We start from the raw sequence: 25997 nt of genomic DNA, 5'->3' as shown, positions 1-25997 counted from the left end.
ACATCGGGCTTTTAACTGGAAAACCAATCTTAATCTTTGCGTGTTTCCACCAAAATCATTTCGACTGCTACGTCTTCCACTTCTACTTTAGGCACATCCGAACGGCGTGTTTTGGCAACCGGTTCAGGTTGTGGCTGCGCAGCAAAAGCGGCAACGGCTTGCGGATCGGTTTCAACGAAGATCAAATCGCCCAAGCTCTCAGGTACAACGATTGCGACAGGCGCTGCTTCAGCTACGGCTTCAGTTTGTGTGGCAACAGTTCCGGCTGGTGCTTCAACCGGTGCAACAGTAGCCGTTGCATTCGGAGACAATACCGCAGCAATGGCTTCTTTGACATTGCTGACTGCAGAAGCAAGCAGGGCTTGTTCGGCATCAGCGCCTTCAGTTTGCGCTACGGCAGGCTCGTCTTCGCTTTCAATCGCAAATACGAATGGCTCTGCGCTGGTCACTTCAGGCTCGGATACTACAATCACCAGCGGCTCGGCTTGATCGCTTTCAGAAGACAATGTCGCATTTGCAGCTTCAACCGTTTCGTTCAAACCCAAAACATGCGCCACAGCAAAGAGAACTTTGTCGGCGGTATCGGTAATGTTCAGGTATTGCTCGATTTTTGCTGAAGACGGAATATTGCGTTTTTTGCTGTTAGAACGGCGGTCGTTGCGATTGTTGCGCTGACGATTGTTGCGGTCGCGTCCTTGACGGCCGTTGTTTTTCACACCCTCTTCGCTGCGAGCATTGTCGTCCGTTTCAACTCGCGCCTGTTCGCCATCGGCTTGAACGTTCACGTCTTCAACACGGTTTTCCGTAGATTGATGGCGGTTGCGCTCGTTACGGCCGTTGTTGCGACGGCGTTTATTGCCGTTTTGTTCCGCTTGGTTTTCAGACGGCATCTCAGCCAGTGCAGCCACTTCTTGAACGTTTACATCTTCAACTACTTCCTCAACACGGTTGCGCTCGTTGTTGCGATCATCGCGGCGGTTGTTGTTACGGTTGCGGTTGCGGCGGGTGTCTTTACGCTCGTCGTTACGGCTTTCGCTTGATTTGCTTTCTTCAAACTTGCTGTCGGCAGCTTCGGCATTCACTTCGCGCACTTCGACTTTGCTGCCGTCGTTTTTGTTGTTGCGGCGTGGATTTTGACGGCGGCTGTTTGAACGGCGGTTGCTGTTTTGGCTGCGGTTGGTTGTAGTGCGTTTTTCGGCAGGCTCTTGAGCAACTGCAGCAGGTGCAGGCTCGCCGCCGAAAATGCGTTTCAACCAAGCTTTGAAGCTGTCCCACCAAGAGGCTTTTTTCTCAGGGGCAACAGTCGGTGCAGGCTGGGTATGGCGTACGCCTTTGACAGCTGGCTCAGGACGGGAAGCTTTGGCTTTTTCGCTGCCGAAAGGTTTGGCGGATTCGTCTTCTTCCGGCTCGGCAACGCGTTTGTAGCTCGGTTCGCCATCTTCTTCTACGTCATCAATGCGGATGCGGTTGATTTCGTAGTGCGGATTTTCCAAATGGATGTTTGGAATCAGGACGACGTTCACATCCAAGCGCTCCTCCATCGCAAACAGCTCGGCGCGTTTTTCGTTCAACAGGAAGGTGGCAACATCGACAGGAACTTGTGCATGCACTTCGCCGGTGTTGTCTTTCATTGCTTCTTCTTGAATGATGCGCAAAACGTGCAGAGCGGTGGATTCGATGCCGCGGATGACGCCGGTACCGGCACAGCGCGGACACGCAACATGGCTGCTTTCGCCCAAAGCCGGTTTCAAACGTTGACGGCTCAATTCCAAAAGGCCAAAACGCGAAAGTTTGCCCATTTGCACGCGTGCGCGGTCTTTTTTGAGCGCGTCGCGCAGGACGTTTTCAACATCGCGTTGGTGTTTCAGATTTTCCATGTCGATGAAGTCGATCACGACCAAACCGCCCAAGTCGCGCAGGCGCATTTGACGTGCGACCTCTTCGGCGGCTTCCATATTGGTTTTAAACGCGGTGTCTTCAATATCCGAGCCGCGTGTGGCACGCGCAGAGTTGACGTCGATGGAAACTAGGGCTTCGGTGTGGTCGATCACAATCGCGCCACCGGAAGGCAGGCTGACGCTGCGTGAGAATGCACTTTCGATTTGGTGTTCGATTTGGAAACGGGAGAATAGCGGCGTATGGTCTTGATAGAGTTTCAGACGGCCTACATTGCTCGGCATGACGTAGCTCATGAACTCGGCAACTTGGTCGTAAACTTCTTGATTGTCCACCAGAATTTCGCCGATATCGGGACGGAAATAATCGCGAATCGCACGAATCAGCAGCGAGCTTTCCATAAAGAGCAGGTAAGGGTCATGGTGTGCTTTGCCTGCTTCTTCAATGGCTTGCCAGAGCTGTTTGAGGTAGTTCAAGTCCCATTCCAACTCTTCCGCGCTGCGGCCGATACCGGCAGTACGGGCAATAATGCTCATGCCGTTTGGAATGTCGAGTTCGGCCATGGCAGCTTTCAACTCTTGACGCTCTTCGCCTTCGATACGGCGGGATACGCCGCCGCCGCGCGGATTGTTCGGCATCAATACCAAATAGCGGCCGGCCAGGCTGATGAAAGTGGTCAGTGCCGCGCCTTTGTTGCCGCGCTCGTCTTTTTCGACTTGGACGATAACTTCCATGCCCTCTTTGAGCACGTCCTGAATACGCGCCCTGCCGCCTTCGTAGTCGCGGAAATATGAACGCGATACTTCCTTAAACGGCAAAAAGCCGTGGCGGTCGGTTCCGTAATCGACGAAACACGCTTCCAGCGACGGCTCGATGCGGGTAATGATACCTTTGTAGATATTGCCTTTACGCTGTTCTTTACCCAGCGTTTCGATGTCCAAGTCCAAAAGGTTTTGGCCATCGACAATGGCAACGCGCAGCTCTTCGGCCTGCGTTGCGTTGAATAACATTCTTTTCATAGTCACCTCGTGAACAGCGGCCGTTTGATTTGTGAATATCTTTTTCAGACGGCCTGTCTGTCCGGTTGGCACTCTTCAAAGGCAAGATGGGAAAATCCCCGTGTAACCAGTATTTGATTTGAAATCCGCAAGGTTGCATGCTTGAACTCAAGCCATGTGCGGACGGATTCGGATAAAGAAGGAAATAAAGAACAATGCGGCGGAAAGGTTGATGGTTCCGCTGCCGTCCGAATGCTGATGCTTCGGACAAAATAAGGCAGCCTACATCTTCTTATTATCGTAGCGCCGGTAATTTCGGACGGTGCTGCGCGGACTGCGTCTTACGCCCGGCCGGACGGCAGGTTCAATTCAAACTTAATTACGGGATTGCGTTTGCCGGCTTTGAACAAACACAAGGAAATGCTTTGCGGAGTGCGTTTTTAATATAAAATCTCGTTTTAACAATAAATCCGTTTCAGACGGCCTGCGATGGCAGGTTCGAGTCCTGAAACGGACGTTTGGGATTATAGAGAAAATGCACGCAATACGCAAAGATTCAGTCAGCCTGATTGCCGTTGCCGAACACGAGGAAGGCCAACGCCTTGATAACTATCTGATAAAAATCCTCAAAGGCGTCCCGAAAAGCCATATCCACCGCATTATCCGCGCCGGCGAAGTGCGGCTGAACAGAAAACGCTGCAAACCCGACAACCGCATTCAGGCAGGCGATACCGTCCGCATTCCGCCGATACGCATCGCTGAAAAACAAAGGCTGTCTGAAAGCCAGGTCGCGCCTGCGCGCGAGTTTGACATCGTTTACGAAGACGATGCGCTGTTGGTCATCAACAAACCTTCCGGCGTTGCCGTCCACGGCGGCAGCGGCGTGAGCTTCGGCGTCATCGAACAAATCCGCCGCGCCCGTCCCGAAGCGCGTTATCTCGAACTCGTCCACCGCCTCGACAAAGACACCAGCGGCCTCTTGATGATAGCCAAAAAACGCAGCGCCTTGGTGAAGCTGCACGAAGCCATCCGCAACGACCATCCGAAAAAAATCTATCTCGCGCTGGGTGTCGGCAGGCTGCCGAACGACCGCTTCCACGTCAAGCTCCCCTTGTTCAAATACACCGGCGCACAAGGCGAAAAAATGGTGCGCGTCAGCGAAGACGGCCAATCCGCCCACACCATCTTCCGCGTGTTAAACCGTTTTTCAGACGGCCTTTTGCACCAAGTCGGCCTATCCGACCTGACCTTTGTCGAAGCCACCCTGAAAACCGGCCGCACCCACCAAATCCGCGTCCACCTGCAATCGCAAGACTGCCCCATTGCCGGCGACGAACGCTACGGCGACTATCAAGCCAACAAACGCCTGCAGAAACTCGGTTTGAAAAGAATGTTCCTGCATGCTTCCGAGCTGCACCTCACCCATCCGCTGACTGGCGAAAAACTGATTCTGAAAGCCCCCCTGCCGCAAGAATTGGCGCAATTTGTTTTAATGTTGGAAAATCAGGAAAAGGCCGTCTGAAAGGAAATCCATGAAACCCAAACTCATCATTTTCGACTGGGACGGCACGCTTGCCGACACCACCAACCCCATCATCCACACCTTCCAGCAAAGCTTTGCCGATTGCGGCCTACCCGTTCCCGAAGCCGACCAAATCCGCCCGCTCATCGGATACAGCCTCTCCGGCATCATTCGCCGCCTTGCCCACAACGTCAGCGAACACGTTCAGGAAACCCTGATTGAGACCTATGCCGCGCACTACCTCAATCCCAACAATCACAACATGACCCTGTTCCCCGAGGCCCTGCCCTGCCTGCAACGCTTGAAGCAACAAGGCTATTGGCTTGCCGTAGCGACCGGCAAAGGCCGCAGCGGACTGAATAGGTCCATCGAGCAAACCGGCACCCAAGCCTTCTGGCTCGAAACCGCCTGTGCTAGCGAATATCCGTCCAAACCCGCGCCCGACATGGTACTTGCCCTCTGCGACCGACTGGGGGTTGAACCGGAAGAGGCCGTCGTCATCGGCGACACCACCCATGACCTAGAAATGGCCGCCAACGCCAAAATCCGCGCCATCGCAGTCACCACCGGCGCACATACTGCAAAACAGCTTTCCTCCATGCCCCATGTCGCCATGCTCAACAGCTTGGCCGAATTGCCTGACGTATTGGAAACCTTATAAATGACAGCGTGCGTCAACTGACAAAGATTTAGATAACTAACAAATTGGACTTGAAATGAAAAAAATGCTTTTTATACTGCTAGGACTAGCAAGCATTAATACTTATGGATATGACGTAACCAGAGGTGCATTGCAAAACAATTCGGCATTGTGTGGGTATGGCTACAATCCCAATTGTGGTTCGTCTGGTCATCACCAACAGAGACGGACTACGGAAATTATCAATATTGATGTACCTTCAAGATACGGTGCCTGGGCAACCAACCCAAAGACCAGTGATTCAGGTGGTGCAATTGACATGGAATCGCTTGAAGCTGCTAAAGCACAAGCTATTAAGACATGTGAACGAGGAGGGCGTAATGCGCCATGTAAAGTATACGTTTGGGTTCGAAATGGTTGTATTGCTGTTGCCCAAGGTAAGTCTGGTAAAAAATGGAAAGCCTTTCCAAGTACACAACCAGGCCCTGGTCTTGCGGAGGCTGATGCCTTAAGGAAATGTCAAGAGTCTGGCAGCTCTCAATGCTCTATTTTTGCAAACGAGGGCTGTTCATTGCCTAAATTCTAAATAGACAAAAGGCCGTCTGAAACGTAAACAACATTAAATAAGCCTTTCCTAGGAACACCCATGGCACTCCAATTTGAAATCAACGCCGTTACCCCCTTCCGTCAAAACTGCACGCTGATTTGGGACGATGAAACCAAAGAAGCCGTGTTGACCGATGTCGGCGGCGACGTACCCTATTTATTGCAACAAGTCCAAAACAAAGGCCTCAAGCTGACCGCCATTTGGCTGACCCACGGCCATCTTGACCACGCAGGCGGCGTGGTTGAACTTTTAAAAACCTGCGACGTACCCGTTCTCGGCCCACACAAAGACGACGAATTCCTGCTCCAAGCCCTTCCGCAAACGACGGCGCAATACGGCTTCCCCGTTTCTCCGTCATTCACGCCGACGCGCTGGCTGGAAGAAGGGGAAACGCTCAAGGTCGGCAATCACAGTTTCCAAGTCCTTCACATTCCCGGCCACACCCCTGGCCAAGTCGTTTTTTACAACGCTGAAAACGGTCTTTTAGTCGCAGGCGATGTTTTATTTTATGAGACCGTTGGTCGCACAGATTTTCCGCGCGGCAATCATGATGACCTCATAAACAATATCTGCGCTAAACTATTAACCCTGCCTGAAACCACGCAAGTTATAGCCGGACACGGCCGCATGACCAGTATTGGGCATGAGAAAAGGTACAATCCGTTTCTGGTTCGTTAATATGAATGTTGTATAAAGCCAACATTCTGGCATACACAGATTATGCGTATAAAGGAAAACTGGCATACAATTTGCAGGGATAACACCCGAAAGATTAAGTACCTAATCTCCGGCAAATGCCAAAATGAACTAAAGCACAAAGATAACAAGGTATTACGCAATACAACCTGATTTATCGAAAACCGGACATCTCTAAACCCCAAGCCTTACTCGCAGTGAAATTGTTACAAAGTGACAATAAATGTCAGTCAGGCCGTCTGAACGGTTCTGCCGATTCAGGCGGATACAACGGAGATGAGGCGCAATGCCCTGCCGGAATGTGCCGATGTTCTGTTTGTCAAACCGTCGGGTACATCTTTAAGAAGCACAACATTATTTGGGTAAACCGGCAAACTCGCTGCCGGCACTAACAGGCCGTCTGAAAAGTTCGGCTGGTAAAATCAATAAAAGGATTATCACATGAAAAAAATCGCAAAAGTGGGCTTCGTCCTGCTGGCTACCGGCCTGCTGGCCGCCTGTGCTACTAAGAGCAAAATCACTCCTGAAGGCACTACCGACGAGCCACGCTTCCCTAAACCTTACTCCCTGACCTTCAACAAAGACCGTGGTACATTCCCGACTTTTGACGAGTTGGATCAAATGCGTCCTGGTCTGACCAAAGACGACATCTACAAAATCCTCGGCCGTCCTCACTACGACGAAGGCATGGTTGGCGTGCGTGAATGGGACTACTTGTTCCACTTCTACACCCCAGGCGTAGGTGTTGACCCTGAAAACACTTCCGGCGTTGAAGGCATCACTACTTGCCAATACAAAGTGATCTTCGACAAAGACAAATTTGCACGCAGCTTCTTCTGGAATCCAGTATTCCCTAAAGATGCTGTATGTCCTCCTCCAGCACCTACACCTAAACAAGAGCCTCAAGTGATCATCCGCGAGATCATTAAAGAAGCTCCTAAACGCATCCGTCAATAAGGACAAATTTGAAACGGATCCTATTGGGTATAGCCTTGGCAGCAGGTCTGAATTCTTTGGCCGCTGCCGATGCTGTCAGCGACTATATCCAACGCAAAAAAGTTGTGGTCAATACAGCTAAGGCGGAGCTTTGCTTTGCCGATGACGGTCAGTGCCATCCGGTATTGATTGGCAAGACCACTCCGAAAGGAAAATTCAATATGACGCCGATGATGACCAGCAAACCGGGTTACGGTGGCGAGGTTATCGGCTTCAAAGAAGAAAATGACTTTCTGTTTGCGTTACACAGGGTATGGACGCTCAAGCCGCAGGAAAGACGCATGGAACGCATCGCTTCTCCTCATGTGGCCGACCGCATCATAACCAATGGTTGTATCAACGTACAAAATAATGTGTACGAAAAACTGCGTCAGTATTTCATTCTGGAAATCATCTGATGTAAGTCAGTCAAACAAAGGCCGTCTGAAACTTTTCAGACGGCCTTTCTTCTCAAACGAAAATTCAACGGCAATTTGCTTGCTCTGTCAGTACCAAACGAAGAATATTTGACCGCTTCATCCTCAATTCATCCTCAAAACCATATCACTTTTTACCATATCCAAAGAACCAACGGTTATTTATGCCGTTTCTCGCCCAATGCTAGAATCGCGCGTTTATATATCGGCTCGCCGAGAAATCAAATAAATAATATAGTGGCAGGAATAGCTTTTATTCTCTGCCCCTTACACACACAAACATCATGACCGATTCTTCTGCCAAATTACCCAATTTGTGGCTGCTGATTGCCGCTGCCGCCTCCATCCTGCTGATTACCATCGGCATGAGGATGACTTTAGGGCTTTTTGTCCTGCCCGTCGTCAACTCGACCGAATTGAACATGACCCAGTTCAGCCTGATTATTGCCGTGTTCCAATTGATGTGGGGCATATCGCAACCCTTATCCGGCGCGTTGGCCGACCGTTTCGGCGCGTTTAAGGTTTTAGCCGGCGGTACGGTTCTATTGATTGCCGCCTGTCTAATGGTTCCGCAAATGCCGACTTATTGGGGGCTGATGCTTGGTATCGGTTTATTGTTGGCATTCGGTACGGGTTCGGGCGGATTTTCCATCATTATGGGACAGGTCGCCGCCAAAACGCCGCCTCATCGGCGCGGCTTGGCTTCCGGCCTGGTCAATGCAGGCGGGTCCGCAGGGCAATTTTTGTTCGCGCCGCTGGTTCAAGGTTTGATTGCCCTGCACCGCATCGGCTGGACGGGGACATTTTATGTTTGGGCAGTCATTGCCATCTTGATTTTGCCAATTTCTTGGTGGCTGGCCGGCGGCAAACATGCTTCTCATACCGTCCATACCGACGACGGCGGCCAAACCCTGAAGCAGGCCGTCTGCAAGGCTTTCGCCAACCGCAGCTATATCTTGCTACATTTGGGTTTCTTTACCTGCGGTTTCCACATCGCCTTTTTGGTTACCCACCTGCCAACCGAAATTTCACTTTGCGGCCTCCCCGCTACGGTCGCTTCAACCTCTATTGCCATTATTGGTTTGGCAAACATCGCCGGCTGTATTTTTTCAGGCTGGTGTACCGGCAGATTTTTGGGCAAATACGTCCTCTTCGGTTTATATGCTTCGCGTGTCGCCATGATATTGATTTATCTGGCCGCACCTAAAACCGATTTGAACTTCTATCTTTTCGCCGCCGGACTCGGTTTCACTTGGCTGGCAACCGTCGCCCCCACCGCCGCCATTACCGGCAAACTTTTCGGCACGCGCTACTTGGCCACCCTCTTCGGGTTGACCATGTTGAGCCACCAAATCGGCGGCTTTTTAGGTTCATACATCGGCGGCATCGTCATCACACGCTTCAACGATTACGGCTGGATGTGGTACGCCGACGCAGTCTTGGCAGGCGCAGCCGCCCTGTTGAATTTACTGATTCATGAACGGAAAGCGGCTGCCGACTGACGCGAAAACCTTGACATTTCAAGGCCGTCTGAACGTGCTATCGATACCTTCAGATGGCCTGTTGTTTAAAAACGAATAACATGATAACCTTTTAATAACGGATGAAATAATTCGTCCAATATTTCTACAAAGCAAAAAGGACTCTATCTTATGAACCGTCGTCAATTTATCGGCAGCGCTGCTGCTGTTTCCCTCACCGCCGCCGCTTCTTTTGCCCGTGCTCACGACCATGCACACCACGCCGGTCATGCTGGTCACGCGCATTCTGCACCACGCGCCTACGAAGCTGCGCGCAAAGCGGCCGCACATTGCGTTGAAGCCGGTCAAATCTGTTTGGCACACTGCATTGCCCTGTTGAGCGAAGGCGATACCTCCATGAAAGACTGCGCAGCCGGCGTTAACCAAATGTTGGCACTGTGCGGCACATTGCAAAACCTCGCCGCCCAAAATTCACGCCTGACCCCGTCTTTGGCAAAAGTGTGCATCGAAGCCTGCAAACAATGTGCTGCCGCCTGCAAAGAACACGCCAGCCACCACGCTGAATGCAAAGCCTGCTACGAATCTTGCTTGGCTTGCATTAAAGAATGCGAAAAAATTGCCGCTTAAGCACTAATGAAAAAAGGCCGTCTGAATTTCAGACGGCCTTTTATTTTGCTATTTTATTCACGCTATTCGGCTGCAAGCTCTTGCTCATCGAGCAGTTTTTTCCGAACAATCGCAGGATTACCCGCAGCCACGCAATAAGGCGGCACATCTTTGGTAACCACCGAACCTGCGCCGATTACCGCGCCCTTACCGATGGTAACGCCGCCCATGATAATCGCACGCCGACCAATCCAAACATCATCTTCAATCACAATCGGGCTGATATCTGTATAACCTTCGAAGCGGCGGGTTTCAGGGTTGAATTTGTGGTTGGTCGAATAAAACAGGCATTCCGGCCCCATCATCACGTTCTTGCCGAGGGTCAAACCGCGGCAGATTTCGCAATTTACGCCGATACCCGAATTGTCGCCGATTACCGTATCCGGAAAAACATATCCGCCTTTTTCAATATTGACGTTTTTGCCGATGTTTGGGGAAATGCATGCAGCCAAAGCGGCGCGGAATTTTTGCGCAATTCTGCCGAATGGTTTGCAATAAGACGGAGGCAACATTCCTCCCAAAACACGCAAAATGCACGTCAATATCCTTTTCCACATTGATTCCGTCTCCTGTTCGTACAAGCGTAAATATTATTCAGACTATTATTCTTCTTAAAGTTTCACATCTAGAAGAGGTTTTACATCCTCTTTTCAGTTAGATTACAGCCCGATTACACAACATTTAGTTTGAAACTCTATTCTAAACTGTTCTCGCCTGTTGCGAAACTGCCCGCTACGCAAAATATCCGCTTGACGAAACAGCCAAAAATAGCGAAAATCCCACGCTTAACTGAAGTACAGGCAAAACCCCTGTGCCCGCTTAATCGAAAGGAAATCAAATGAAACAAGGTATTCACCCGAACTACCACGAAATCAACGTTACCTGCTCTTGCGGCAACAAATTCGTGACCAAATCCGCAATGGAAAAAGACAGCTTCAACGTTGAGGTTTGCTCTCTGTGCCACCCTTTCTACACCGGTACTCAAAAAATCGTCGACACTACCGGTCGCGTGGACAAATTCAACAACAAATTCGGCAACCTGTTCAAACGCTAATTGCCGCTTTGTCAAAAAGACTGCTTCGTGCAGTCTTTTTTGCATTTAGGCCGTCTGAAACCTTTCTTTCAGACGGCCTGAGCTTTTTGTCGTCAACCGAATGCCATATCATTCCAAACACCCGATAAAAACGAGCCGTAAGCATTATTTTACAAAGCCCTCCGGTCCGGCATATCGCGCAAACCCGTCAAACCCTGTACCATTGCTATTCAAACCAACCGTTTTTTGACCTTCCATGCTGACTTACACACCGCCCGATCCGCGCCGCCCCCAAAAAACCTATGAAAAACCATGGTTACTGCTGCTGATGGCCTTTGCCTGGCTGTGGCCGGGCGTGTTCTCGCATGACTTGTGGAACCCTGCCGAACCCTCCCTCTTTACCGCCTCCGAATCCATGAAAAACGGCGGCAGCCTGTTGGTTGCACAAATCTTCGGCCAACCCGACTTCACCATCTCCCCTGCTTTTTTGTGGGCGGCAACCGCATTCCAAACCCTGTTTTCACCTTGGGCGGCCGATACCTATGATGCTGCGCGCTTTGCCGGCGTGGTATTCACCGCCATCGGACTGACGGCCTGCGGATTTGCCGGTTTCAACTTCCTCGGCAGACACCACGGCCGCAGCGTTGTCTTAATCCTTATCGGCAGCATCGGTTTGCTGCCCATCGCCCACTTCCTCAATCCCATGTCGGCCGCTTTTGCCGCATTTGGATTGATTCTGTGTGGCTTTTCACTGGCACGCCGCCGCGTCATTATCGCCATTTTGTTGTTGTGCGGCGGCTGGGTTTTACTCTCCCTTACCTCAGGCTATCTGCTGACCGCGGCCATGATGTTTTTGGCACTTGCCCTGTCGTTCCATTCCACTTGGCAAAGCAAACGCTATTTGCTGACCCTGATTGGCGCCATCGTCGTTTCCCTGCCCCTGCTGATTCTGTATCCGCTGGTTTTATCCAGAACCCATCCCGAATGGTTTGATATTTGGTTCAACCATTATTCCTTAGGCGTATTCGGCGGTTTCCATCAAATTCAGACGGCCTTCAACCTGCCCTATTATCTGAAAAACCTGCTGTGGTTTGCCCTGCCTGCTTGGCCGCTGGCGGCATGGACGCTCAGCCGCACGCGTATCCACGATAAAAACTGGGGTATTCTGAGCCTGTCGTGGCTGGTTATCATGACAGCCCTACTTGCCATCAACCCACAACGCCTTCAAGACAACCTCGTTTGGCTGTTAACCCCGCTCGCCCTGCTCGGCGCGGCACAACTGGACGGCCTGCGTCGCGGCGCAGCGGCATTTATCAACTGGTTCGGCATCATGGCATTCGGTCTGATTGCCGTATTCCTATGGCTGGGCTTCTTCGCCATGAACTACGGCTGGCCTGCCAAACTGGCCGAACGCGCCGCCTATTTCAGCCCGTACTACGTCCCCGACATCGACCCGATTCCGATGGCCGTCGCCCTGCTGTTTACCCCGTTATGGCTCTGGGCGATTACGCGTAAAAACATCCGCGGCCGCCAAGCCGTGACCAACTGGGCGGCCGGCGTTACCTTGGCCTGGGCTTTGCTGATGACCCTGTTTTTACCGTGGCTCAACGCCGCCAAAAGCCATGCGCCGGTAGTACACCAAATGGAAGCCGCGCTTTCTTCCGAATTGAAACAGCAGCTTTCAGACGGCCTCGAATGTATTAGCATCGACAGCCAAGACCAGCGCACACGAATCGCGTGGACACAATACAGCCATATTAAAACCACGACCGACAACCCTTCCTGCCGCTACCGCCTCATCCGCCAAGCTGCCAACATCGGCGCACCTTCGGGCTGGCAAACCTTGTGGCAAGGCGCAAGACCGCGCAACAAAGCCGAGACTTTCCTATTGCTGGAAAAAACTGCAGCGCAGTAAATCACACCCACTACAAGCTGAATATTTACAATTCGTTGAATTAATTGAAAAACTCAATAAACTATTATAGACAATCGCGAAACTTTAAGTTAATATTATTTCTAAAGAAACAGTAATTATCACCAGTAAAAACATAGGGATTATCTTAATATTTTTATTTCTCTATCCTGATTAAACAGAATAACTATATAATTATGCAGATAATCTTATACTTAATTTATTCACATTATGTAACTATGGAAACAATAAAATGAATCAATACAAAGAATTTATCGTAGACTTAAAAAAGTTTAAGTTACTTGGAAGTGTTCTTTATATAGAAGGCATTGGGATAGTCTTAGGTCAAAGTGCTAAAGAATATAGTGACATTAACTACCAATTAATCATTAAAAATGCAACTAACAGCTATGTAAAGCCATTAGCTAAAGCTCTTCATGAGGAACTCACAGTACAATATTCTAAAGATCCAAATATTTCTTATGATACGTGTTGGTTTGCTACGTTAAATTATGAAGGTGTTGACATTTCCGACATTCCTGTAGGTAATTATGAACTTTTCCTAAAAATAATAGTAAATAGCATAGAAAAAATTATTAACTTACAAACAGAAACTGAAATAAATATTGATAACTCCCTATTTTCTTTTAAAGCCAACAATACTGGTAATGAATTTATTATAAAAGAAAATTTAAAAGGTGATATTGTCTATTGCCAATATAGTGATGATAAATTAAAAATTATGGGATGTTATCAAGACGAATATAACAATTTTATTCAAGCTCCGTCTAACTTAAATAATGTACATGTTCGTTTTTTTGGCAAAAACAATCGTGTAATCCTGCATGAAAACTCAGACCTCAAAAATACTTTTATTGAATTTAAAGGAAGTAATGCTATTATCGTAATAGGAGAAAGAGCAGGTATTTTTGGTACGTTTCGGTTAGGATTTGGTTGTAAAATTGAAATAGGAAATGGAACAACAAGTACCAATAGTGTTTATGTAACCTGTGCCGAAAGTACAAGTATAACTATTGGCGATGACTGCATGTTCGCTACTAATAACCAGATTCGGACAGATGATGCCCATGCGATTTATAACGCCAATACTGGTAAACGTATTAATTTTTCTAAAGATATTGTAATTGGTAACCATGTTTGGGTTGCATATGGAGCAACTATATTAGGAGGAAGCTGTATTGGTGATGGTTCGGTTATTGGCGCTTTCTCATTGCTGAAAAAACCAATTCCTAATAATTGTATTGCTGCAGGCGTTCCAGCAAAAGTAATCAGAGAAAATATTATTTGGGAGCGACCGCTACTGCTGAATGCTGAAGATGAAAATAGTTTTTTACTTGCTAAGGGTTTCTAATAAAATATAACCAAACCTATCTTTTCCTACCCTACGTAACGATTTAGGTATTGGTTTCAATCAAAACCCCTTCTTCCTCTCATCTTAAAGGCCGTCTGAAAGAACTTTTATCCTCTCAGACGGCCTTTGACTTACTTTAACGCTGCTTCCCGTACAATGGCCCTTTTCCCTTAATCTACCTAAAAATATGAAACCCAACCGCCTTTTGCCCCTCGTCCTCTTATTGACCGCCCTCTCCGCCCATGCCAAAGATTTCATCATCTACGACCGCATGGACTACGTCGGCAAACCCGACCTTACTGCCGACAAACTCTCCAAAGTGTTCTTGGTTTACGAAAGCGAGCTGGTCAAACCCGATCCGACGGGCAAACGCAAACACGGCGTACTCAACGAAGCGCGCATCCGTGAATTGGCCAAACAATCGCGCCGCGAAGGCTACCGCACCATTTCCACCGACATCGAAAGCTGGTTTGCCGAAAAAGACGGCCAGCTGCTGACCCCCGACGAATTGAGAACCGACTTCGCGCGGATGTACCAAATCTTCAGAGAAGAAAACCCGCGCGCCTTCATCAGCAACTACGGCATGCCTTCCGAACACCTGCACGGCATCCGCCACTACCGCCCCAACGTTGACAACGAAGCCATCTTGGCCAAATGGCGGCAAGTCAGCAAACGCCGTGCGCCCACCGCCGCCATCAGCGACTATGCCAATCCTGTGTTCTACATCACTTCCCCCGATTTGGTGCAATGGGAAAAAGACGTGAAAACCGCCGTTGACGACATTCATCAACGCTTTCCCAACAAAAAAATCATCGGCTACATCTGGCCGCAATATTATTCGGCCACCAACAGCCCTTATTTCAAGCAGTTCATCGACCCCGTCCGCTGGCGCAAAATGCTCGAAATCAGCAAAAAATACACCGACGGCGTAATTATCTGGTCGGACAAGCGCGATGAAAACAACCAAATCGTGCGTTGGAACGATCCGCGCATTCAAGCCACGATGAAAGCAACTCAAGCCTTCATCAATGCCAATGCAAAAGAAATCAAGGTAGAAGGTTTGCAGAAATATTAAAAACAAGGCGGGTATGTTTGCCCGCCTCTTTATATACCTACACAGCTGTCTGTATGTTTGACACAACACGCGACAAAACGACCGTACCATCAACGCTTCTGCATTCTTTCACACGTTTTTACCCGTTATTCCTAAGCTCAGGCCGTCTGAAAATTGCCCGAATATCCAATACCCTTTACAATACCCGTAATTAAAATACATTTTTCGACACTCCCCTCCTGCATGAGTTCCACACCCTTCATCGAAATGAAAGACGTTGCCTTCGCATATGGCGACCGTCCTATTCTGAACAACATCAACTTCAGCATTCCACAAGGCAATTTCGCCGCCGTAATGGGTGGTTCGGGCAGCGGTAAAACCACGCTGATGCGCCTGATTACGGGTCAAATCCGCCCGCAATCGGGCAAAGTGCTGATTGAAGGGCGAGATTTGGCCGCATTTTCGGCGCAGGAGCTGTATGAACACCGCCGCCGCATGGGCGTTTTGTTCCAACACGGCGCATTGTTCACCGACTTATCCGTCTTCGACAACATCGCCTTCCCCATGCGCGAGCTGACGGATTTGCCCGAGGCGGTCATTCGCGATTTAGTATTGCTGAAACTGAATGCAGTCGGTTTACGCGGCATTGAAAACCTGATGCCTTCCGAGCTTTCCGGCGGTATGTCGCGCCGCGTTGCCCTCGCGCGTACGATTGCGCTCGACCCTGAAATCATGTTGTACGACGAGCCTTTTACCGGCCTCGACCCGATTTCGCTGGGCGTCATCGCCCACCTCATCAGCCGTGCCAACAAAGCCCTGCGCTCAACCAGCGTGATGGTAACGCACGACATCGAAAAATCGCTGGAAATCGTCGATCAAGTCATTTTCCTGGCACACGGCGAAATCATGTTCTCCGGCTCGCCCGAAGAAATGCGCGAACTCGACTCGCCTTGGGTACGCCAGTTTGTCGGCGGTTTGGCAGACGGCCCTGTCGCCTACCGCTATCCGGCGCAAACGACTTTAAAACAAGACTTGCTGGGCTGATGTTCAGACGGCCCGAAACTTAAACAAGGCCGTCTGAAAACCATTTAACCAATCAACTGAAACCTATGAATTTTATCCGTTCCGTCGGGGCAAAAACCCTCAGCTTCATCCAATCGCTGGGCAGCATTACGCTGTTTTTCCTGCACATCCTGGCTAAATCAGGTACGGCATTTGCCCGTCCGCGCCTGAGCATCCGCCAGGTTTACTTTGCAGGCGTGTTGTCTGTCCTGATTGTTGCCGTGTCCGGCCTGTTTGTCGGCATGGTATTGGGCTTGCAAGGCTATACGCAGCTGGCAAAATTCAAATCCGCCGATATTTTGGGTTATATGGTTGCCGCTTCCCTGTTGCGCGAATTGGGTCCTGTATTAGCTGCCATTCTGTTTGCCAGCAGCGCGGGCGGTGCCATGACCAGCGAAATCGGCTTGATGAAAACCACCGAGCAGCTTGAAGCAATGAACGTGATGGCGGTAGACCCCGTGGCACGCGTGGTTGCGCCGCGCTTTTGGGCGGGCGTGTTTTCCATGCCTTTGCTGGCTTCGATTTTCAACGTTGCCGGTATTTACGGCGCGTATTTGGTCGGCGTCGAATGGCTGGGTTTGGACGGCGGTATTTTCTGGTCGCAAATGCAAAACAACATTACCTTCCATTACGACGTACTCAACGGTTTAATCAAATCCGCCGCTTTCGGCGTAGCTGTTACGCTGATCGCCGTACATCAGGGTTTCCACTGCGTACCGACCTCCGAAGGTATTTTGCGCGCCAGTACACGCACCGTAGTGTCTTCCGCCCTGACCATCCTCGCCGTCGACTTCATTTTGACCGCGTGGATGTTTACCGACTAAAGGCCGTCTGAAACGACACTTAAAAAGAATGAAACAAGGACAATAGCACATGAAAAAAAATGCTTTGGAATTTTGGGTAGGACTGTTTGTCTTACTGGGCGCAGCCGCTATCGGCTTTCTCGCCTTCCGCGCCGCCGGCGGACAATCGTTCGGCAAATCCTCTCAAACCTACACCGTCTATGCCGATTTCAGCGACATCGGCGGCTTGAAAACCAACGCTCCGGTCAAATCCGCAGGCGTACTGGTGGGTCGCGTTGCCTCTATTCAGCTCGACCCTAAATCCTATCAGGCAAAAGTCGCCCTCAATCTGGACAGCCAATATCAGTTCAGCAGCGACGTTTCTGCACAAATCCTGACTTCAGGCCTGTTGGGCGAACAATACATCGGCCTGCAACAAGGCGGCGATACCGATTCTTTGGCGGCAGGCGACACCATTACCGTCACCAGCTCCGCCATGGTTTTGGAAAACCTTATCGGCAAATTCATGACCAGCTTTGCCGAGAAAAACGCAGATGGTGAATCTGCCGGTCAAAACAAACAATAAAAACATATCAACCCAATATTCAGGACACTCCCATGAAAAAAACTTCCTTCATCAGCGCATTGAGCATCGGCGTATTGAGCATCAGCATGGCATTTGCCTCTCCTGCCGACGCAGTCAACCAAGTCCGTGAAAACTCCGTTCAAGTGCTGAAAATCCTCAACAGCGGCGATGCCAACACTGCACGCCAAAAAGCTGAAGCCTACGCCATCCCTTACTTCGACTTCCAACGCATGACCGCTTTAGCCGTCGGCAACCCATGGCGCACTGCGACTGACGCACAAAAACAAGCGTTGACCAAAGAGTTCCAAACCCTGCTGATCCGCACCTACTCCGGCACCATGCTGAAATTCAAAAACGCCAAGGTCAACATCAAAGACAACCCGGTCGTAAACAAAGGCGGTAAAGAAATCGTTGTCCGCGCCGAAATCAACGTTTCCGGCCAAAAACCGGTCAACATGGACTTCACCACCTACCAAAGCGGCAGCAAATACCGCGCATACAATGTCGCAGTAGAAGGCGCAAGCTTGGTTACCGTATACCGCAACCAATTCGGCGAAACCATCAAAGCCAAAGGCATCGACGGCCTGATTGCCGACTTGAAAGCCAAAAACGGCGGTAAATAATCCACCCCCGCACCATGCCACCTGATGTTCAGACGGCATGGTGCCTTACATCATAAAGACACCATGCAAACAGAAATCCGCAACGGCACGCTCTACATCAGCGGCGACGTTACCGTCAAAACCCTGACTGCCTCCGCCTTTGCGCGCTACGAACAACAATGCCGTCTGAAAGAAACAGACAGCATAGACTTCAGCCAAGTAGGCAAAGCAGATTCAGCCTGCGTTTCCCTACTGCTCAACGCTCTGCGCCGGACAGACAAAAAACCGACCATTCAAAATATTCCCGATTCCGTCCGCGCACTGGCCGAACTTTACGAAATCAAAGACTGGTTGCAATCATGAAAAAAACCACCGCTTCCCTCTGCCTTCTCATCAGCCTTGCCTCCGCGCCCGCACTGGCCGAACGCAATCCGGCCGACCCTTATGAAGGCTACAACCGCACCGTTTCCAAGTTCAACGACAAAGCAGACAAATACGTCCTTTCCCCTGTCGCACGCGGTTATCGCAAAGTAACGCCCAAACCAGTGCGTACCGGCGTGATCAACTTCTTCAACAACCTGCGCGATGTCGTCAGCTTCGGCAGCAATGTTCTGCGCCTTGACGTCAAACGCGCCAGCGAAGACCTCGTCCGCGTCGGCATCAACACCACCTTCGGCCTTGGCGGTTTAATCGACGTAGCCGGTGCAGGCGGCGTACCCAGCAATAAAAACACCCTCGGCGACACCTTCGCCTCATGGGGCTGGAAAAACAGCAACTACTTCGTTGTCCCCCTGTTCGGCCCATCTACCGTACGCGATACCATTGGCAACGCCGTTACCACCGTCTACCCAGTTAAAAACGCCGTCTTCCACACCAGAGCAGGACGCTGGGGCACAATCGGCCTGCAGGCCATCAACACCCGTGAAGAACTGCTCGACCTGACCGACAGCCTCGAAGGCGCAGCCATCGACAAATACAGCTACACACGCGACCTTTACATGAAAGTCCGCACCCAACAAACCGGCGGCACGCTCCCTCAAAGCGAAGACGACAACATCGACATTGATGACTTAGTGGACAGCAACGCCACTTCCGAGCCGGTAGCAGCACCCCAAACCGCTCCGGCAGAAATCCCCGATACAGCCAATCCCAAAATCCTGTATCAAACACCATCAGAAAACCCCTGATTGTTCCCAAAAATAAAGGCCGTCTGAAATTCAGACGGCCTTTATCCCCCAAAAGATAGCCAGTCCACCACCTTTGCTATATCATTCAACTATACAGAAACCAAGGAAAACACCATGTACGAAGTCAACCGCAGCGTCTTCCTGCTTATCCCCCTCGATCCTTTTTGGAACTGGCTGAAATCCCTGCCTGGCAATCACCTAGACGGCCTGACGCTTGAAGATATCCAAGCCGATGCCAATTCCTACCTCGTTCGCCCGTGCGAAACCGCCGACGAAGTATGGGATGAAATCGAAGCGCGTTTCGAAGACATTTTTGCTGCCGAATTGGCCGACTGGTGCGAAGACGAAAGCGAATGGCCTGATTTGGACGCCGACATTTTCAACGAATGGTTCGACATCCAACTCTCCACCGTGATTACTGACCTCGAACACGAACCAATCGCACGCGAAGAGTTCCAACCCATCAATCTCAACTGATGAAACTGACCATCCGCAACTACCATCTCGACGGCTACGGCCATGTCAACAATGCGCGCTATCTTGAATTTCTCGAAGAAGCGCGCTGGACGTTTTTTCAAGAGCATGACCTTCTGTCCGAACTCAAAGGCATCATGCTCGTTGTTGCACGCGTTGATATCCGCTATCGCCGCCCATCGCTTGAAGGCGATGTTTTAACCTTTACAGGCCGTCTGAAAGATATCGGCACACGCCACATCATCCTTAGCCAAACCGCGACTCTACCCAACGGCAAAGCCGCCATCGAAGCCGAAGTGACTCTTATGCCCGTCAGCAGCGAAAGCGGCCGCAGCATCAGCGTTCCCCAAACCTTAGCACACGCAATCCAAAACCTTACATCATGAAAAAAATACTCACACTCCTTGTCGTTGCCACGATTGGCGCGCTTCTTGCCTTTGTCCTTATCCCCAGCAACAAAGCCGCCCCTAATTTCGCCCTGCCCGACCTGCAAGGCAAAACCATTACCAACGCCGATTTGAAAGACAAAGTTACCCTCATCAACTTCTGGTTTCCCTCCTGCCCCGGCTGCGTGAGCGAGATGCCTAAAATCATCAAAACCGCCCAAGATTACCAAGGCAAAAATTTCCAAGTCCTCGGCATTGCCCAACCCATCGACCCTATCGAAAGCGTCCATCAGTACGTCAAAGAATATGGCCTTCCTTTCACCGTCATGTACGATGCCGACAAAACTGCCGCAAAAGCCTTTGGTACACAGGTTTACCCGACTTCTGTCCTGATCGACAAAAACGGTAACATCCTCAAAACCTACGTTGGCGAACCCAATTTCACCCAACTCTACCAAGAAATCGACCAAGCCCTCACCCAATAAATCCAAGGCCGTCTGAGACCACATTTCAGACGGCCTAAAACCGAAATATCCTTTATAATAAGCAACATTTTATCCGTTCAGACACCAAGCTCCTCTATTAACAAAGGCCGTCTGAAACAACAGAATACCCATAAGAGAACATCATGAAATTTATCGACGAAGCAAAAATCGAAGTCGCCGCAGGCAAAGGCGGTAATGGCGCAACCAGTTTCCGCCGCGAAAAATTCGTGCCCCGCGGCGGCCCTGACGGCGGCGACGGTGGCAAAGGCGGCAGCGTTTGGGCAGAAGCCGACGAAAACACCAACACCCTCGTCGAATACCGCTTCGTCAAACGCTACCAAGCCAAAAACGGCGAAAAAGGCCACGGCTCCGACCGCTACGGCGCAGGTGCAGACGACATCGTCCTCAAAATGCCCGTCGGCACCCTTATCCGCGACCTCGACACTGACGAAATCGTCGCCGACCTGACTTACCACGGCCAGCGCGTCTGCCTTGCCAAAGGTGGCAAAGGTGGCTTGGGCAACATCCACTTCAAATCTTCCGTCAACCGCGCGCCCAAACAATCCACGCCCGGCGAAGAAGGCGAAACCCGTTCCCTGCAACTCGAGCTTAAAGTCCTCGCCGACGTCGGCTTGTTAGGTATGCCCAACGCCGGTAAATCCACCCTGATTACCGCCGTATCCGCCGCACGCCCCAAAATCGCCAACTACCCCTTCACCACCCTGCATCCGAATTTAGGCGTTGTGCGCATCGACGAAAACCACAGCTTCGTCATGGCAGACATCCCCGGACTGATTGAAGGCGCAGCAGAAGGCGCAGGCCTCGGCCACCGCTTCCTCAAACACCTATCGCGCACCGGCCTGCTGTTGCACGTCGTCGATTTGGCACCCTTTGACGAAGCCGTCAACCCCGCCGAAGAAGCACTCGCCATCATCAACGAATTACGCAAATACGACGAAGAGCTCTACGACAAACCGCGCTGGCTGGTGCTGAACAAACTCGACATGCTCGATGAAGAAGAAGCCCAAGAACGCACCACCGCCTTCCTCGAAGCCATCGGCTGGGACTATCCGAAACCAGACGACCGCTTCCAATTTGACATGGAAACCCCGCGCCTCTTCCAAATCAGCGCCCTGACCCACCAAGGCACACAGGAATTGGTACACCAAATCAACCAATACCTGACCGAGAAAAAACGCATCGAAGCTGAAAAAGCCGAAGCGGAGCAGGCTGAGGCAAAAGCCGAAATTGCCGAGCAGCAGCCTAAAACAGATACTGGCGTATTTAAGCCGGAGTAAAAAATTTCAGACGACCTTTTTTATCCACAGGCCGTCTGAAAATACAAAACATAGGGCGGGTTTTATACCTGCCCTTTCGGTAAGCAGTATTCTCCTTTTTTCAAAAATCAAACGATAAAGTAACAACGGACACAGCCATAAATTTGTTTTAGAATTCTATAACCGTATTCAATTTATAAACGCCGTTAAAGCATGATTAAGACGGCCTCTACACCAAAACGACAACCTTTAGCGAAACCTCATGACCACCATCTACAACACCCTTACCCGCCAAAAAGAACCCTTCTCCCCCATCGATCCTAAAAACGTGCGTATGTACGTTTGCGGTATGACTGTTTACGACTATTGCCACTTAGGCCATGCACGCGTGATGGTTGTGTTCGATATGATTGCCCGTTGGTTGCGCGAGTGCGGCTATCCGCTCACTTATGTGCGCAACATTACCGACATTGACGACAAAATCATTGCCCGCGCAGCTGAAAACGGCGAAACCATCGGCGAACTGACCGCGCGTTTCATTCAGGCTATGCACGAAGATGCCGATGCTTTGGGTGTGTTTCGTCCGGATATTGAGCCAAAGGCGACGGAAAACATTCCGCAAATGATTGCCATGATTGAAACCCTAATTCAAAACGGCAAAGCCTATCCTGCCGCAAACGGCGACGTTTATTACGCCGTGCGCGAATTTTCCGCTTACGGTCAATTGTCGGGCAAATCGCTGGATGACCTGCGCGCAGGCGAGCGTGTGGAAGTGGACGGTTTCAAACGCGATCCGCTTGATTTTGTGTTGTGGAAAGCGGCCAAAGCAGGCGAGCCGGCATGGGAAAGCCCTTGGGGCAACGGCCGTCCGGGTTGGCACATCGAATGCTCCGCTATGAGTGAAAACCTGTTCGGCGATACTTTCGACATTCATGGCGGCGGCGCGGATTTGCAGTTCCCGCACCATGAAAACGAAATTGCCCAAAGCGTCGGCGCGACAGGACATACCTGCGGCCATGACCACGCGCAAACTCACCACGGCCAAAGCATCGCCAGCCACGTCAAATACTGGCTGCACAACGGCTTCATCCGTGTGGACGGCGAAAAAATGTCCAAATCGTTGGGTAACTTCTTCACCATCCGCGAAGTGTTGAAACGATACGACCCTGAAGTCGTACGTTTCTTCATCCTGCGCGCCCACTACCGCAGCCCGTTGAACTACTCCGACGCGCATTTGGACGACGCAAAAGGTGCGCTGACCCGTCTGTACACCACGTTGAAAAACACACCAGCGGCTGAGTTTGACTTATCTGAAAACGCCAACGACTACACCCGCCGTTTCTACGCCGCCATGAACGACGATTTCGGTACGGTCGAAGCGGTTGCCGTGTTGTTTGAACTGGCAGGCGAAGTGAACAAAACCAATGATGCACACCTTGCCGGCTGCCTGAAAGCTTTGGGCGGTATCATCGGCCTGTTGCAACGCGATCCGATTGAGTTCCTGCAAGGCGGTGCTGTTTCAGACGGCCTCTCCAACGAAGAAATCGAAGACTTAATCGCCCGCCGCAAACAGGCACGCGCGGATAAAAACTGGGCGGAATCCGACCGTATCCGCGACCTTCTGAACGAACACAAAATCATTCTGGAAGACAACGCCGGCGGTACGACTTGGCGCCGCGGTTGATTTCATGGCATAGATAAAAGGCCGTCTGAAACTGTTTTCAGACGGCCTTTTTAATTTTGCTATTTCAAAAAGGGCGCAAACATCACGCCCTTTGTTTAAAACATCATTTCATTTATGCGCCGAATACTTTCAGACGGCCTTCTATTGGTTGGAAGGCTTTTTCTCCGGCTGGAGCCGCGATACCGCCGATCACCATTTGCGCACGCAACAACCAGCTTTCCGGCAAGTTCCATTCTTTGGCAATGGCCGCATCAGGCAGCGGATTGTAGTGTTGCAGATTGGCGCCGATACCGGCAGCCGCCAATGTTGTCCAAACAGCATATTGAACCATGGCATTTGCCTGATCTGCCCAGATAGGGAAGTTGGCCGCATAAGATGGGAACTGCTCTTGCAAGCCTTTGACAACATCTTGATCTTCAAAGAACAAAACGGTCGCTGCGCCTGCTTTAAACAAGTTCAGTTTTTGTGCAGTGGCTTCAAACTGCTCGGCAGGAACAATTGCACGCAAAGCTTCTTCGACAAAATGCCACACTTTGGCATGTTCTTCGCCAAACAATACGACCACTCGGGCAGATTGCGAATTAAAAGAAGACGGCGTATGTAAAACGGCGTGTTCGATGATTTTGGTTACTTCCTCATTGGACAGAGGCAGGGTGTTGCTCAATGCATAGATAGAACGACGGGTTTCAGCAGCTTGTTGCAAAACAGAATAAGTCATGATCTTTTCCTTAAATTAATCTTTATCTTTACCAAAAGCGTTATCCAAAGCCCACGCTCCGCCACCGACTACTGCCAGATACAGGAACACGAAGCAGAACAAAACGGCAGATTCGCCATGGTTGGCCAATGGGAACAAAACATTACCAGAAGACGCGTGGGCCATAAAGTAGGCGGCTGCCATCTGACCGGACAAAACAAACGCGGCCGGACGCGTAAACAGGCCCAATATCAATAAGATACCACCGACAATTTCCAAAACACCGGCCACCAGCATCAAGCCTTCGGGCGCACCGCCCATAGACATCGGAAAACTGAAAAACTTGGCCGTACCATGCAGCAAAAACAAATACGCCGTAACAATACGCAAGACAGACAATACAACAGGTTGAAATGATTTGAGGGCTGACATCTTAATAATCCTTATTTTAATGGCTACCTGAAAGAGGTAGGGAGCAATTTCAATAAGTGCAGTATAGATAATTCACAGTAAGAGATATATACTCGAATTATTGATACAACGTTTCCTAATAAGAAATTATGGATACCCTATTCAGCCTAAAAGTTTTCCGCCAAGTTGTTCAAAGCGGCAGTTTTACCCGTGCTGCCGATCAACTCGACATCTCCACCGCAATGGCCAGCAAACACGTCAGCCATCTGGAAAACACCATTCAAGCCAAGCTCTTACACCGCAACAGCCGCAACCTCCACCTGACCGAAGCAGGCGAAGAATACTACCGTCAATGCAGCTACGCGCTGGATACCTTGGACACCGCTGCCCAAAAAGCGGCAGGCGGCGCCGACACGCCGCAAGGTATGTTGCGCGTTACCATGCCCCTGTGGTTTGCAGGCGGTAATATGAGCACATGGTTGGCCGAATACCGCCAGCGTTATCCCAAAGTCACGCTTGACCTCGTCCTCGACAACCGCCATATCGACCTCATCGCCGAAGGTTTCGACCTCGCCTTGCGCGTTTCCAAAACCCCCTCCCCTTCGCTGATCGTCAAACCGCTGGCCAAAATCGAGTTCGTCCTGCTTGCCGCTCCCGACTATCTGGCCCGACACGGCATACCCGATACACCTGAAGCCGTCATGCAGCACCAAGCCATCCTGCCTTCCTATACCAGTCAACAAAACTGGGAAATTACCCACTGCCACACCGGAGAAAAAGCCATTCTCCACCTCTCCCCGGTTATCCGCAGCGACAACACACTGATGATCCGCGAGCTGATTAAAGCAGGAGCAGGCATAGGCTATCAGCCCCTTTGGGCAGTTCAGCAGGAATTGAAGGACGGCACATTGGTCCAACTCCTGCCCGATTACACCATCTGGACAGACCAACTGAACGCCACCTATGTCGACAGGGCATTTCTCAGCGCGAAAGTGCGCAGCTTTATCGACTTTCTCAATGAAAAAATATCGGAAGGATAAACATCAAGGCCGTCTGAAACACTTTTCAGACGGCC

28 protein-coding genes are annotated in these 25997 nt (G+C 50.6%); 24 read left to right on the top strand and 4 right to left on the bottom strand.

Annotated elements, in window-relative coordinates; all coding sequences use genetic code 11:
- Positions 1-29 precede the first annotated feature (29 nt).
- Positions 30-2915 (bottom strand): Rne/Rng family ribonuclease, encoded by a 2886-nt coding sequence (locus ACTHTY_RS04320; RefSeq protein WP_440366575.1) that lies wholly within the window; start codon positions 2913-2915, stop codon positions 30-32.
- Positions 2916-3429: 514 nt separating this feature from the next.
- Between ACTHTY_RS04320 and ACTHTY_RS04315 the strand changes: the two genes are divergently transcribed.
- From ACTHTY_RS04315 to ACTHTY_RS04280, 8 genes are all read left to right on the top strand, one after another.
- Positions 3430-4416, top strand: coding sequence for an RluA family pseudouridine synthase (locus tag ACTHTY_RS04315; RefSeq protein ID WP_440366574.1), 987 nt, complete (start codon positions 3430-3432; stop codon positions 4414-4416).
- 10 nt (positions 4417-4426) lie between these two features.
- Positions 4427-5077 (top strand): HAD-IA family hydrolase, encoded by a 651-nt coding sequence (locus tag ACTHTY_RS04310; protein ID WP_440366573.1) that lies wholly within the window; start codon positions 4427-4429, stop codon positions 5075-5077.
- 55 nt (positions 5078-5132) lie between these two features.
- On the top strand, positions 5133-5642 hold the full coding sequence (locus ACTHTY_RS04305) for a DUF4189 domain-containing protein (protein WP_440366572.1): 510 nt from the start codon (positions 5133-5135) through the stop codon (positions 5640-5642).
- A 60-nt stretch (positions 5643-5702) separates the two neighbouring features.
- A complete protein-coding gene (locus ACTHTY_RS04300; RefSeq protein ID WP_004519037.1) occupies positions 5703-6341 on the top strand; it encodes an MBL fold metallo-hydrolase in 639 nt (212 codons plus the stop codon).
- Between the two features lie 459 nt (positions 6342-6800).
- Positions 6801-7316 carry an outer membrane protein assembly factor BamE gene (locus tag ACTHTY_RS04295; protein ID WP_049332857.1) on the top strand — a complete coding sequence of 172 codons (516 nt, stop codon included), beginning with the start codon at positions 6801-6803 and terminating at the stop codon, positions 7314-7316.
- Positions 7317-7324: 8 nt separating this feature from the next.
- Complete coding sequence (locus ACTHTY_RS04290) at positions 7325-7753, top strand: hypothetical protein (RefSeq protein ID WP_049332858.1); 429 nt, start codon at positions 7325-7327, stop codon at positions 7751-7753.
- A 302-nt stretch (positions 7754-8055) separates the two neighbouring features.
- The gene (locus tag ACTHTY_RS04285; protein ID WP_440366571.1) at positions 8056-9273 is read left to right on the top strand and encodes an MFS transporter; all 1218 of its coding nucleotides are present in this window, start codon (positions 8056-8058) and stop codon (positions 9271-9273) included.
- Between the two features lie 150 nt (positions 9274-9423).
- Positions 9424-9879, top strand: coding sequence for a four-helix bundle copper-binding protein (locus tag ACTHTY_RS04280; protein ID WP_440366570.1), 456 nt, complete (start codon positions 9424-9426; stop codon positions 9877-9879).
- 62 nt (positions 9880-9941) lie between these two features.
- On the opposite strand, the gene ACTHTY_RS04275 is transcribed toward ACTHTY_RS04280, so the two are convergent.
- On the bottom strand, positions 9942-10475 hold the full coding sequence (locus tag ACTHTY_RS04275; protein WP_440366569.1) for an acyltransferase: 534 nt from the start codon (positions 10473-10475) through the stop codon (positions 9942-9944).
- Positions 10476-10756: 281 nt separating this feature from the next.
- Here ACTHTY_RS04275 and rpmE point away from each other — a divergent pair, with 281 nt between their 5' ends.
- From rpmE to cysS, 15 genes are all read left to right on the top strand, one after another.
- Positions 10757-10972 (top strand): 50S ribosomal protein L31, encoded by a 216-nt coding sequence (rpmE, locus tag ACTHTY_RS04270; RefSeq protein WP_003681847.1) that lies wholly within the window; start codon positions 10757-10759, stop codon positions 10970-10972.
- A gap of 235 nt (positions 10973-11207) precedes the next feature.
- On the top strand, positions 11208-12866 hold the full coding sequence (locus ACTHTY_RS04265) for an ArnT family glycosyltransferase (protein ID WP_440366568.1): 1659 nt from the start codon (positions 11208-11210) through the stop codon (positions 12864-12866).
- A 250-nt stretch (positions 12867-13116) separates the two neighbouring features.
- Entirely contained in the window at positions 13117-14235 is a 1119-nt protein-coding gene (locus tag ACTHTY_RS04260) for an acyltransferase (RefSeq protein WP_440366567.1), read from the top strand.
- A gap of 187 nt (positions 14236-14422) precedes the next feature.
- Positions 14423-15310, top strand: a complete 888-nt coding sequence (locus tag ACTHTY_RS04255; RefSeq protein ID WP_234398647.1) for a hypothetical protein — start codon at positions 14423-14425, stop codon at positions 15308-15310.
- Positions 15311-15532: 222 nt separating this feature from the next.
- Positions 15533-16333 (top strand): ABC transporter ATP-binding protein, encoded by an 801-nt coding sequence (locus ACTHTY_RS04250; RefSeq protein ID WP_036492152.1) that lies wholly within the window; start codon positions 15533-15535, stop codon positions 16331-16333.
- Between the two features lie 65 nt (positions 16334-16398).
- Positions 16399-17175: a lipid asymmetry maintenance ABC transporter permease subunit MlaE gene (mlaE, locus tag ACTHTY_RS04245; protein WP_440366566.1), complete on the top strand. Its 777-nt coding sequence runs from the start codon at positions 16399-16401 to the stop codon at positions 17173-17175.
- A 49-nt stretch (positions 17176-17224) separates the two neighbouring features.
- On the top strand, positions 17225-17719 hold the full coding sequence (gene mlaD, locus ACTHTY_RS04240; RefSeq protein WP_003748012.1) for an outer membrane lipid asymmetry maintenance protein MlaD: 495 nt from the start codon (positions 17225-17227) through the stop codon (positions 17717-17719).
- A 32-nt stretch (positions 17720-17751) separates the two neighbouring features.
- Positions 17752-18342, top strand: coding sequence for an MlaC/ttg2D family ABC transporter substrate-binding protein (locus ACTHTY_RS04235; protein ID WP_003681817.1), 591 nt, complete (start codon positions 17752-17754; stop codon positions 18340-18342).
- A 63-nt stretch (positions 18343-18405) separates the two neighbouring features.
- Complete coding sequence (locus tag ACTHTY_RS04230) at positions 18406-18684, top strand: STAS domain-containing protein (RefSeq protein WP_036493932.1); 279 nt, start codon at positions 18406-18408, stop codon at positions 18682-18684.
- A complete protein-coding gene (locus tag ACTHTY_RS04225) occupies positions 18681-19508 on the top strand; it encodes an MlaA family lipoprotein (protein ID WP_440366565.1) in 828 nt (275 codons plus the stop codon). The genes ACTHTY_RS04230 and ACTHTY_RS04225 overlap by 4 nt, the downstream gene beginning before the upstream one ends.
- 114 nt (positions 19509-19622) lie before the next feature.
- Positions 19623-19985, top strand: a complete 363-nt coding sequence (locus ACTHTY_RS04220) for a hypothetical protein (protein WP_003681812.1) — start codon at positions 19623-19625, stop codon at positions 19983-19985.
- The gene (locus ACTHTY_RS04215) at positions 19985-20368 is read left to right on the top strand and encodes an acyl-CoA thioesterase (RefSeq protein ID WP_440366564.1); all 384 of its coding nucleotides are present in this window, start codon (positions 19985-19987) and stop codon (positions 20366-20368) included. Before ACTHTY_RS04220 ends, ACTHTY_RS04215 begins: the two co-directional genes overlap by 1 nt.
- Positions 20365-20853 carry a peroxiredoxin family protein gene (locus tag ACTHTY_RS04210; protein WP_440366563.1) on the top strand — a complete coding sequence of 163 codons (489 nt, stop codon included), beginning with the start codon at positions 20365-20367 and terminating at the stop codon, positions 20851-20853. Before ACTHTY_RS04215 ends, ACTHTY_RS04210 begins: the two co-directional genes overlap by 4 nt.
- 143 nt (positions 20854-20996) lie before the next feature.
- Positions 20997-22151 carry a GTPase ObgE gene (gene obgE, locus ACTHTY_RS04205; RefSeq protein WP_440366562.1) on the top strand — a complete coding sequence of 385 codons (1155 nt, stop codon included), beginning with the start codon at positions 20997-20999 and terminating at the stop codon, positions 22149-22151.
- A gap of 241 nt (positions 22152-22392) precedes the next feature.
- Positions 22393-23814: a cysteine--tRNA ligase gene (gene cysS, locus ACTHTY_RS04200; protein ID WP_440366561.1), complete on the top strand. Its 1422-nt coding sequence runs from the start codon at positions 22393-22395 to the stop codon at positions 23812-23814.
- A gap of 112 nt (positions 23815-23926) precedes the next feature.
- Here the strand turns inward: cysS and ACTHTY_RS04195 are convergent, their stop codons facing one another.
- Entirely contained in the window at positions 23927-24532 is a 606-nt protein-coding gene (locus ACTHTY_RS04195; protein ID WP_440366560.1) for a nitroreductase family protein, read from the bottom strand.
- A 15-nt stretch (positions 24533-24547) separates the two neighbouring features.
- On the bottom strand, positions 24548-24943 hold the full coding sequence (locus ACTHTY_RS04190; protein WP_440366559.1) for a DoxX family protein: 396 nt from the start codon (positions 24941-24943) through the stop codon (positions 24548-24550).
- A 128-nt stretch (positions 24944-25071) separates the two neighbouring features.
- Between ACTHTY_RS04190 and ACTHTY_RS04185 the strand changes: the two genes are divergently transcribed.
- Complete coding sequence (locus ACTHTY_RS04185) at positions 25072-25962, top strand: LysR family transcriptional regulator (protein WP_440366558.1); 891 nt, start codon at positions 25072-25074, stop codon at positions 25960-25962.
- The last annotated feature ends 35 nt before the right edge of the window (positions 25963-25997 follow it).

This window comes from Neisseria sp. P0019.S002, from assembly GCF_051957155.1.
Taxonomy (GTDB): Bacteria; Pseudomonadota; Gammaproteobacteria; order Burkholderiales; family Neisseriaceae; genus Neisseria; species Neisseria perflava.
Note: the sequence above shows the minus strand (reverse complement) of the source record. Positions and strands in the feature narration are given on the sequence as shown.

Bases quoted from the DNA above. Each gene is read 5' to 3' on its own strand.
- ACTHTY_RS04320 (WP_440366575.1), bottom strand. From the start codon at position 2,915: ATGAAAAGAATGTTATTCAACGCAACGCAGGCCGAAGAGCTGCGCGTT.
- ACTHTY_RS04315 (WP_440366574.1), top strand. From the start codon at position 3,430: ATGCACGCAATACGCAAAGATTCAGTCAGCCTGATTGCCGTTGCCGAA.
- ACTHTY_RS04310 (WP_440366573.1), top strand. From the start codon at position 4,427: ATGAAACCCAAACTCATCATTTTCGACTGGGACGGCACGCTTGCCGAC.
- ACTHTY_RS04305 (WP_440366572.1), top strand. From the start codon at position 5,133: ATGAAAAAAATGCTTTTTATACTGCTAGGACTAGCAAGCATTAATACT.
- ACTHTY_RS04300 (WP_004519037.1), top strand. From the start codon at position 5,703: ATGGCACTCCAATTTGAAATCAACGCCGTTACCCCCTTCCGTCAAAAC.
- ACTHTY_RS04295 (WP_049332857.1), top strand. From the start codon at position 6,801: ATGAAAAAAATCGCAAAAGTGGGCTTCGTCCTGCTGGCTACCGGCCTG.
- ACTHTY_RS04285 (WP_440366571.1), top strand. From the start codon at position 8,056: ATGACCGATTCTTCTGCCAAATTACCCAATTTGTGGCTGCTGATTGCC.
- ACTHTY_RS04280 (WP_440366570.1), top strand. From the start codon at position 9,424: ATGAACCGTCGTCAATTTATCGGCAGCGCTGCTGCTGTTTCCCTCACC.
- ACTHTY_RS04275 (WP_440366569.1), bottom strand. From the start codon at position 10,475: ATGTGGAAAAGGATATTGACGTGCATTTTGCGTGTTTTGGGAGGAATG.
- rpmE (WP_003681847.1), top strand. From the start codon at position 10,757: ATGAAACAAGGTATTCACCCGAACTACCACGAAATCAACGTTACCTGC.
- ACTHTY_RS04265 (WP_440366568.1), top strand. From the start codon at position 11,208: ATGCTGACTTACACACCGCCCGATCCGCGCCGCCCCCAAAAAACCTAT.
- ACTHTY_RS04260 (WP_440366567.1), top strand. From the start codon at position 13,117: ATGAATCAATACAAAGAATTTATCGTAGACTTAAAAAAGTTTAAGTTA.
- ACTHTY_RS04255 (WP_234398647.1), top strand. From the start codon at position 14,423: ATGAAACCCAACCGCCTTTTGCCCCTCGTCCTCTTATTGACCGCCCTC.
- ACTHTY_RS04250 (WP_036492152.1), top strand. From the start codon at position 15,533: ATGAGTTCCACACCCTTCATCGAAATGAAAGACGTTGCCTTCGCATAT.
- mlaE (WP_440366566.1), top strand. From the start codon at position 16,399: ATGAATTTTATCCGTTCCGTCGGGGCAAAAACCCTCAGCTTCATCCAA.
- mlaD (WP_003748012.1), top strand. From the start codon at position 17,225: ATGAAAAAAAATGCTTTGGAATTTTGGGTAGGACTGTTTGTCTTACTG.
- ACTHTY_RS04235 (WP_003681817.1), top strand. From the start codon at position 17,752: ATGAAAAAAACTTCCTTCATCAGCGCATTGAGCATCGGCGTATTGAGC.
- ACTHTY_RS04230 (WP_036493932.1), top strand. From the start codon at position 18,406: ATGCAAACAGAAATCCGCAACGGCACGCTCTACATCAGCGGCGACGTT.
- ACTHTY_RS04225 (WP_440366565.1), top strand. From the start codon at position 18,681: ATGAAAAAAACCACCGCTTCCCTCTGCCTTCTCATCAGCCTTGCCTCC.
- ACTHTY_RS04220 (WP_003681812.1), top strand. From the start codon at position 19,623: ATGTACGAAGTCAACCGCAGCGTCTTCCTGCTTATCCCCCTCGATCCT.
- ACTHTY_RS04215 (WP_440366564.1), top strand. From the start codon at position 19,985: ATGAAACTGACCATCCGCAACTACCATCTCGACGGCTACGGCCATGTC.
- ACTHTY_RS04210 (WP_440366563.1), top strand. From the start codon at position 20,365: ATGAAAAAAATACTCACACTCCTTGTCGTTGCCACGATTGGCGCGCTT.
- obgE (WP_440366562.1), top strand. From the start codon at position 20,997: ATGAAATTTATCGACGAAGCAAAAATCGAAGTCGCCGCAGGCAAAGGC.
- cysS (WP_440366561.1), top strand. From the start codon at position 22,393: ATGACCACCATCTACAACACCCTTACCCGCCAAAAAGAACCCTTCTCC.
- ACTHTY_RS04195 (WP_440366560.1), bottom strand. From the start codon at position 24,532: ATGACTTATTCTGTTTTGCAACAAGCTGCTGAAACCCGTCGTTCTATC.
- ACTHTY_RS04190 (WP_440366559.1), bottom strand. From the start codon at position 24,943: ATGTCAGCCCTCAAATCATTTCAACCTGTTGTATTGTCTGTCTTGCGT.
- ACTHTY_RS04185 (WP_440366558.1), top strand. From the start codon at position 25,072: ATGGATACCCTATTCAGCCTAAAAGTTTTCCGCCAAGTTGTTCAAAGC.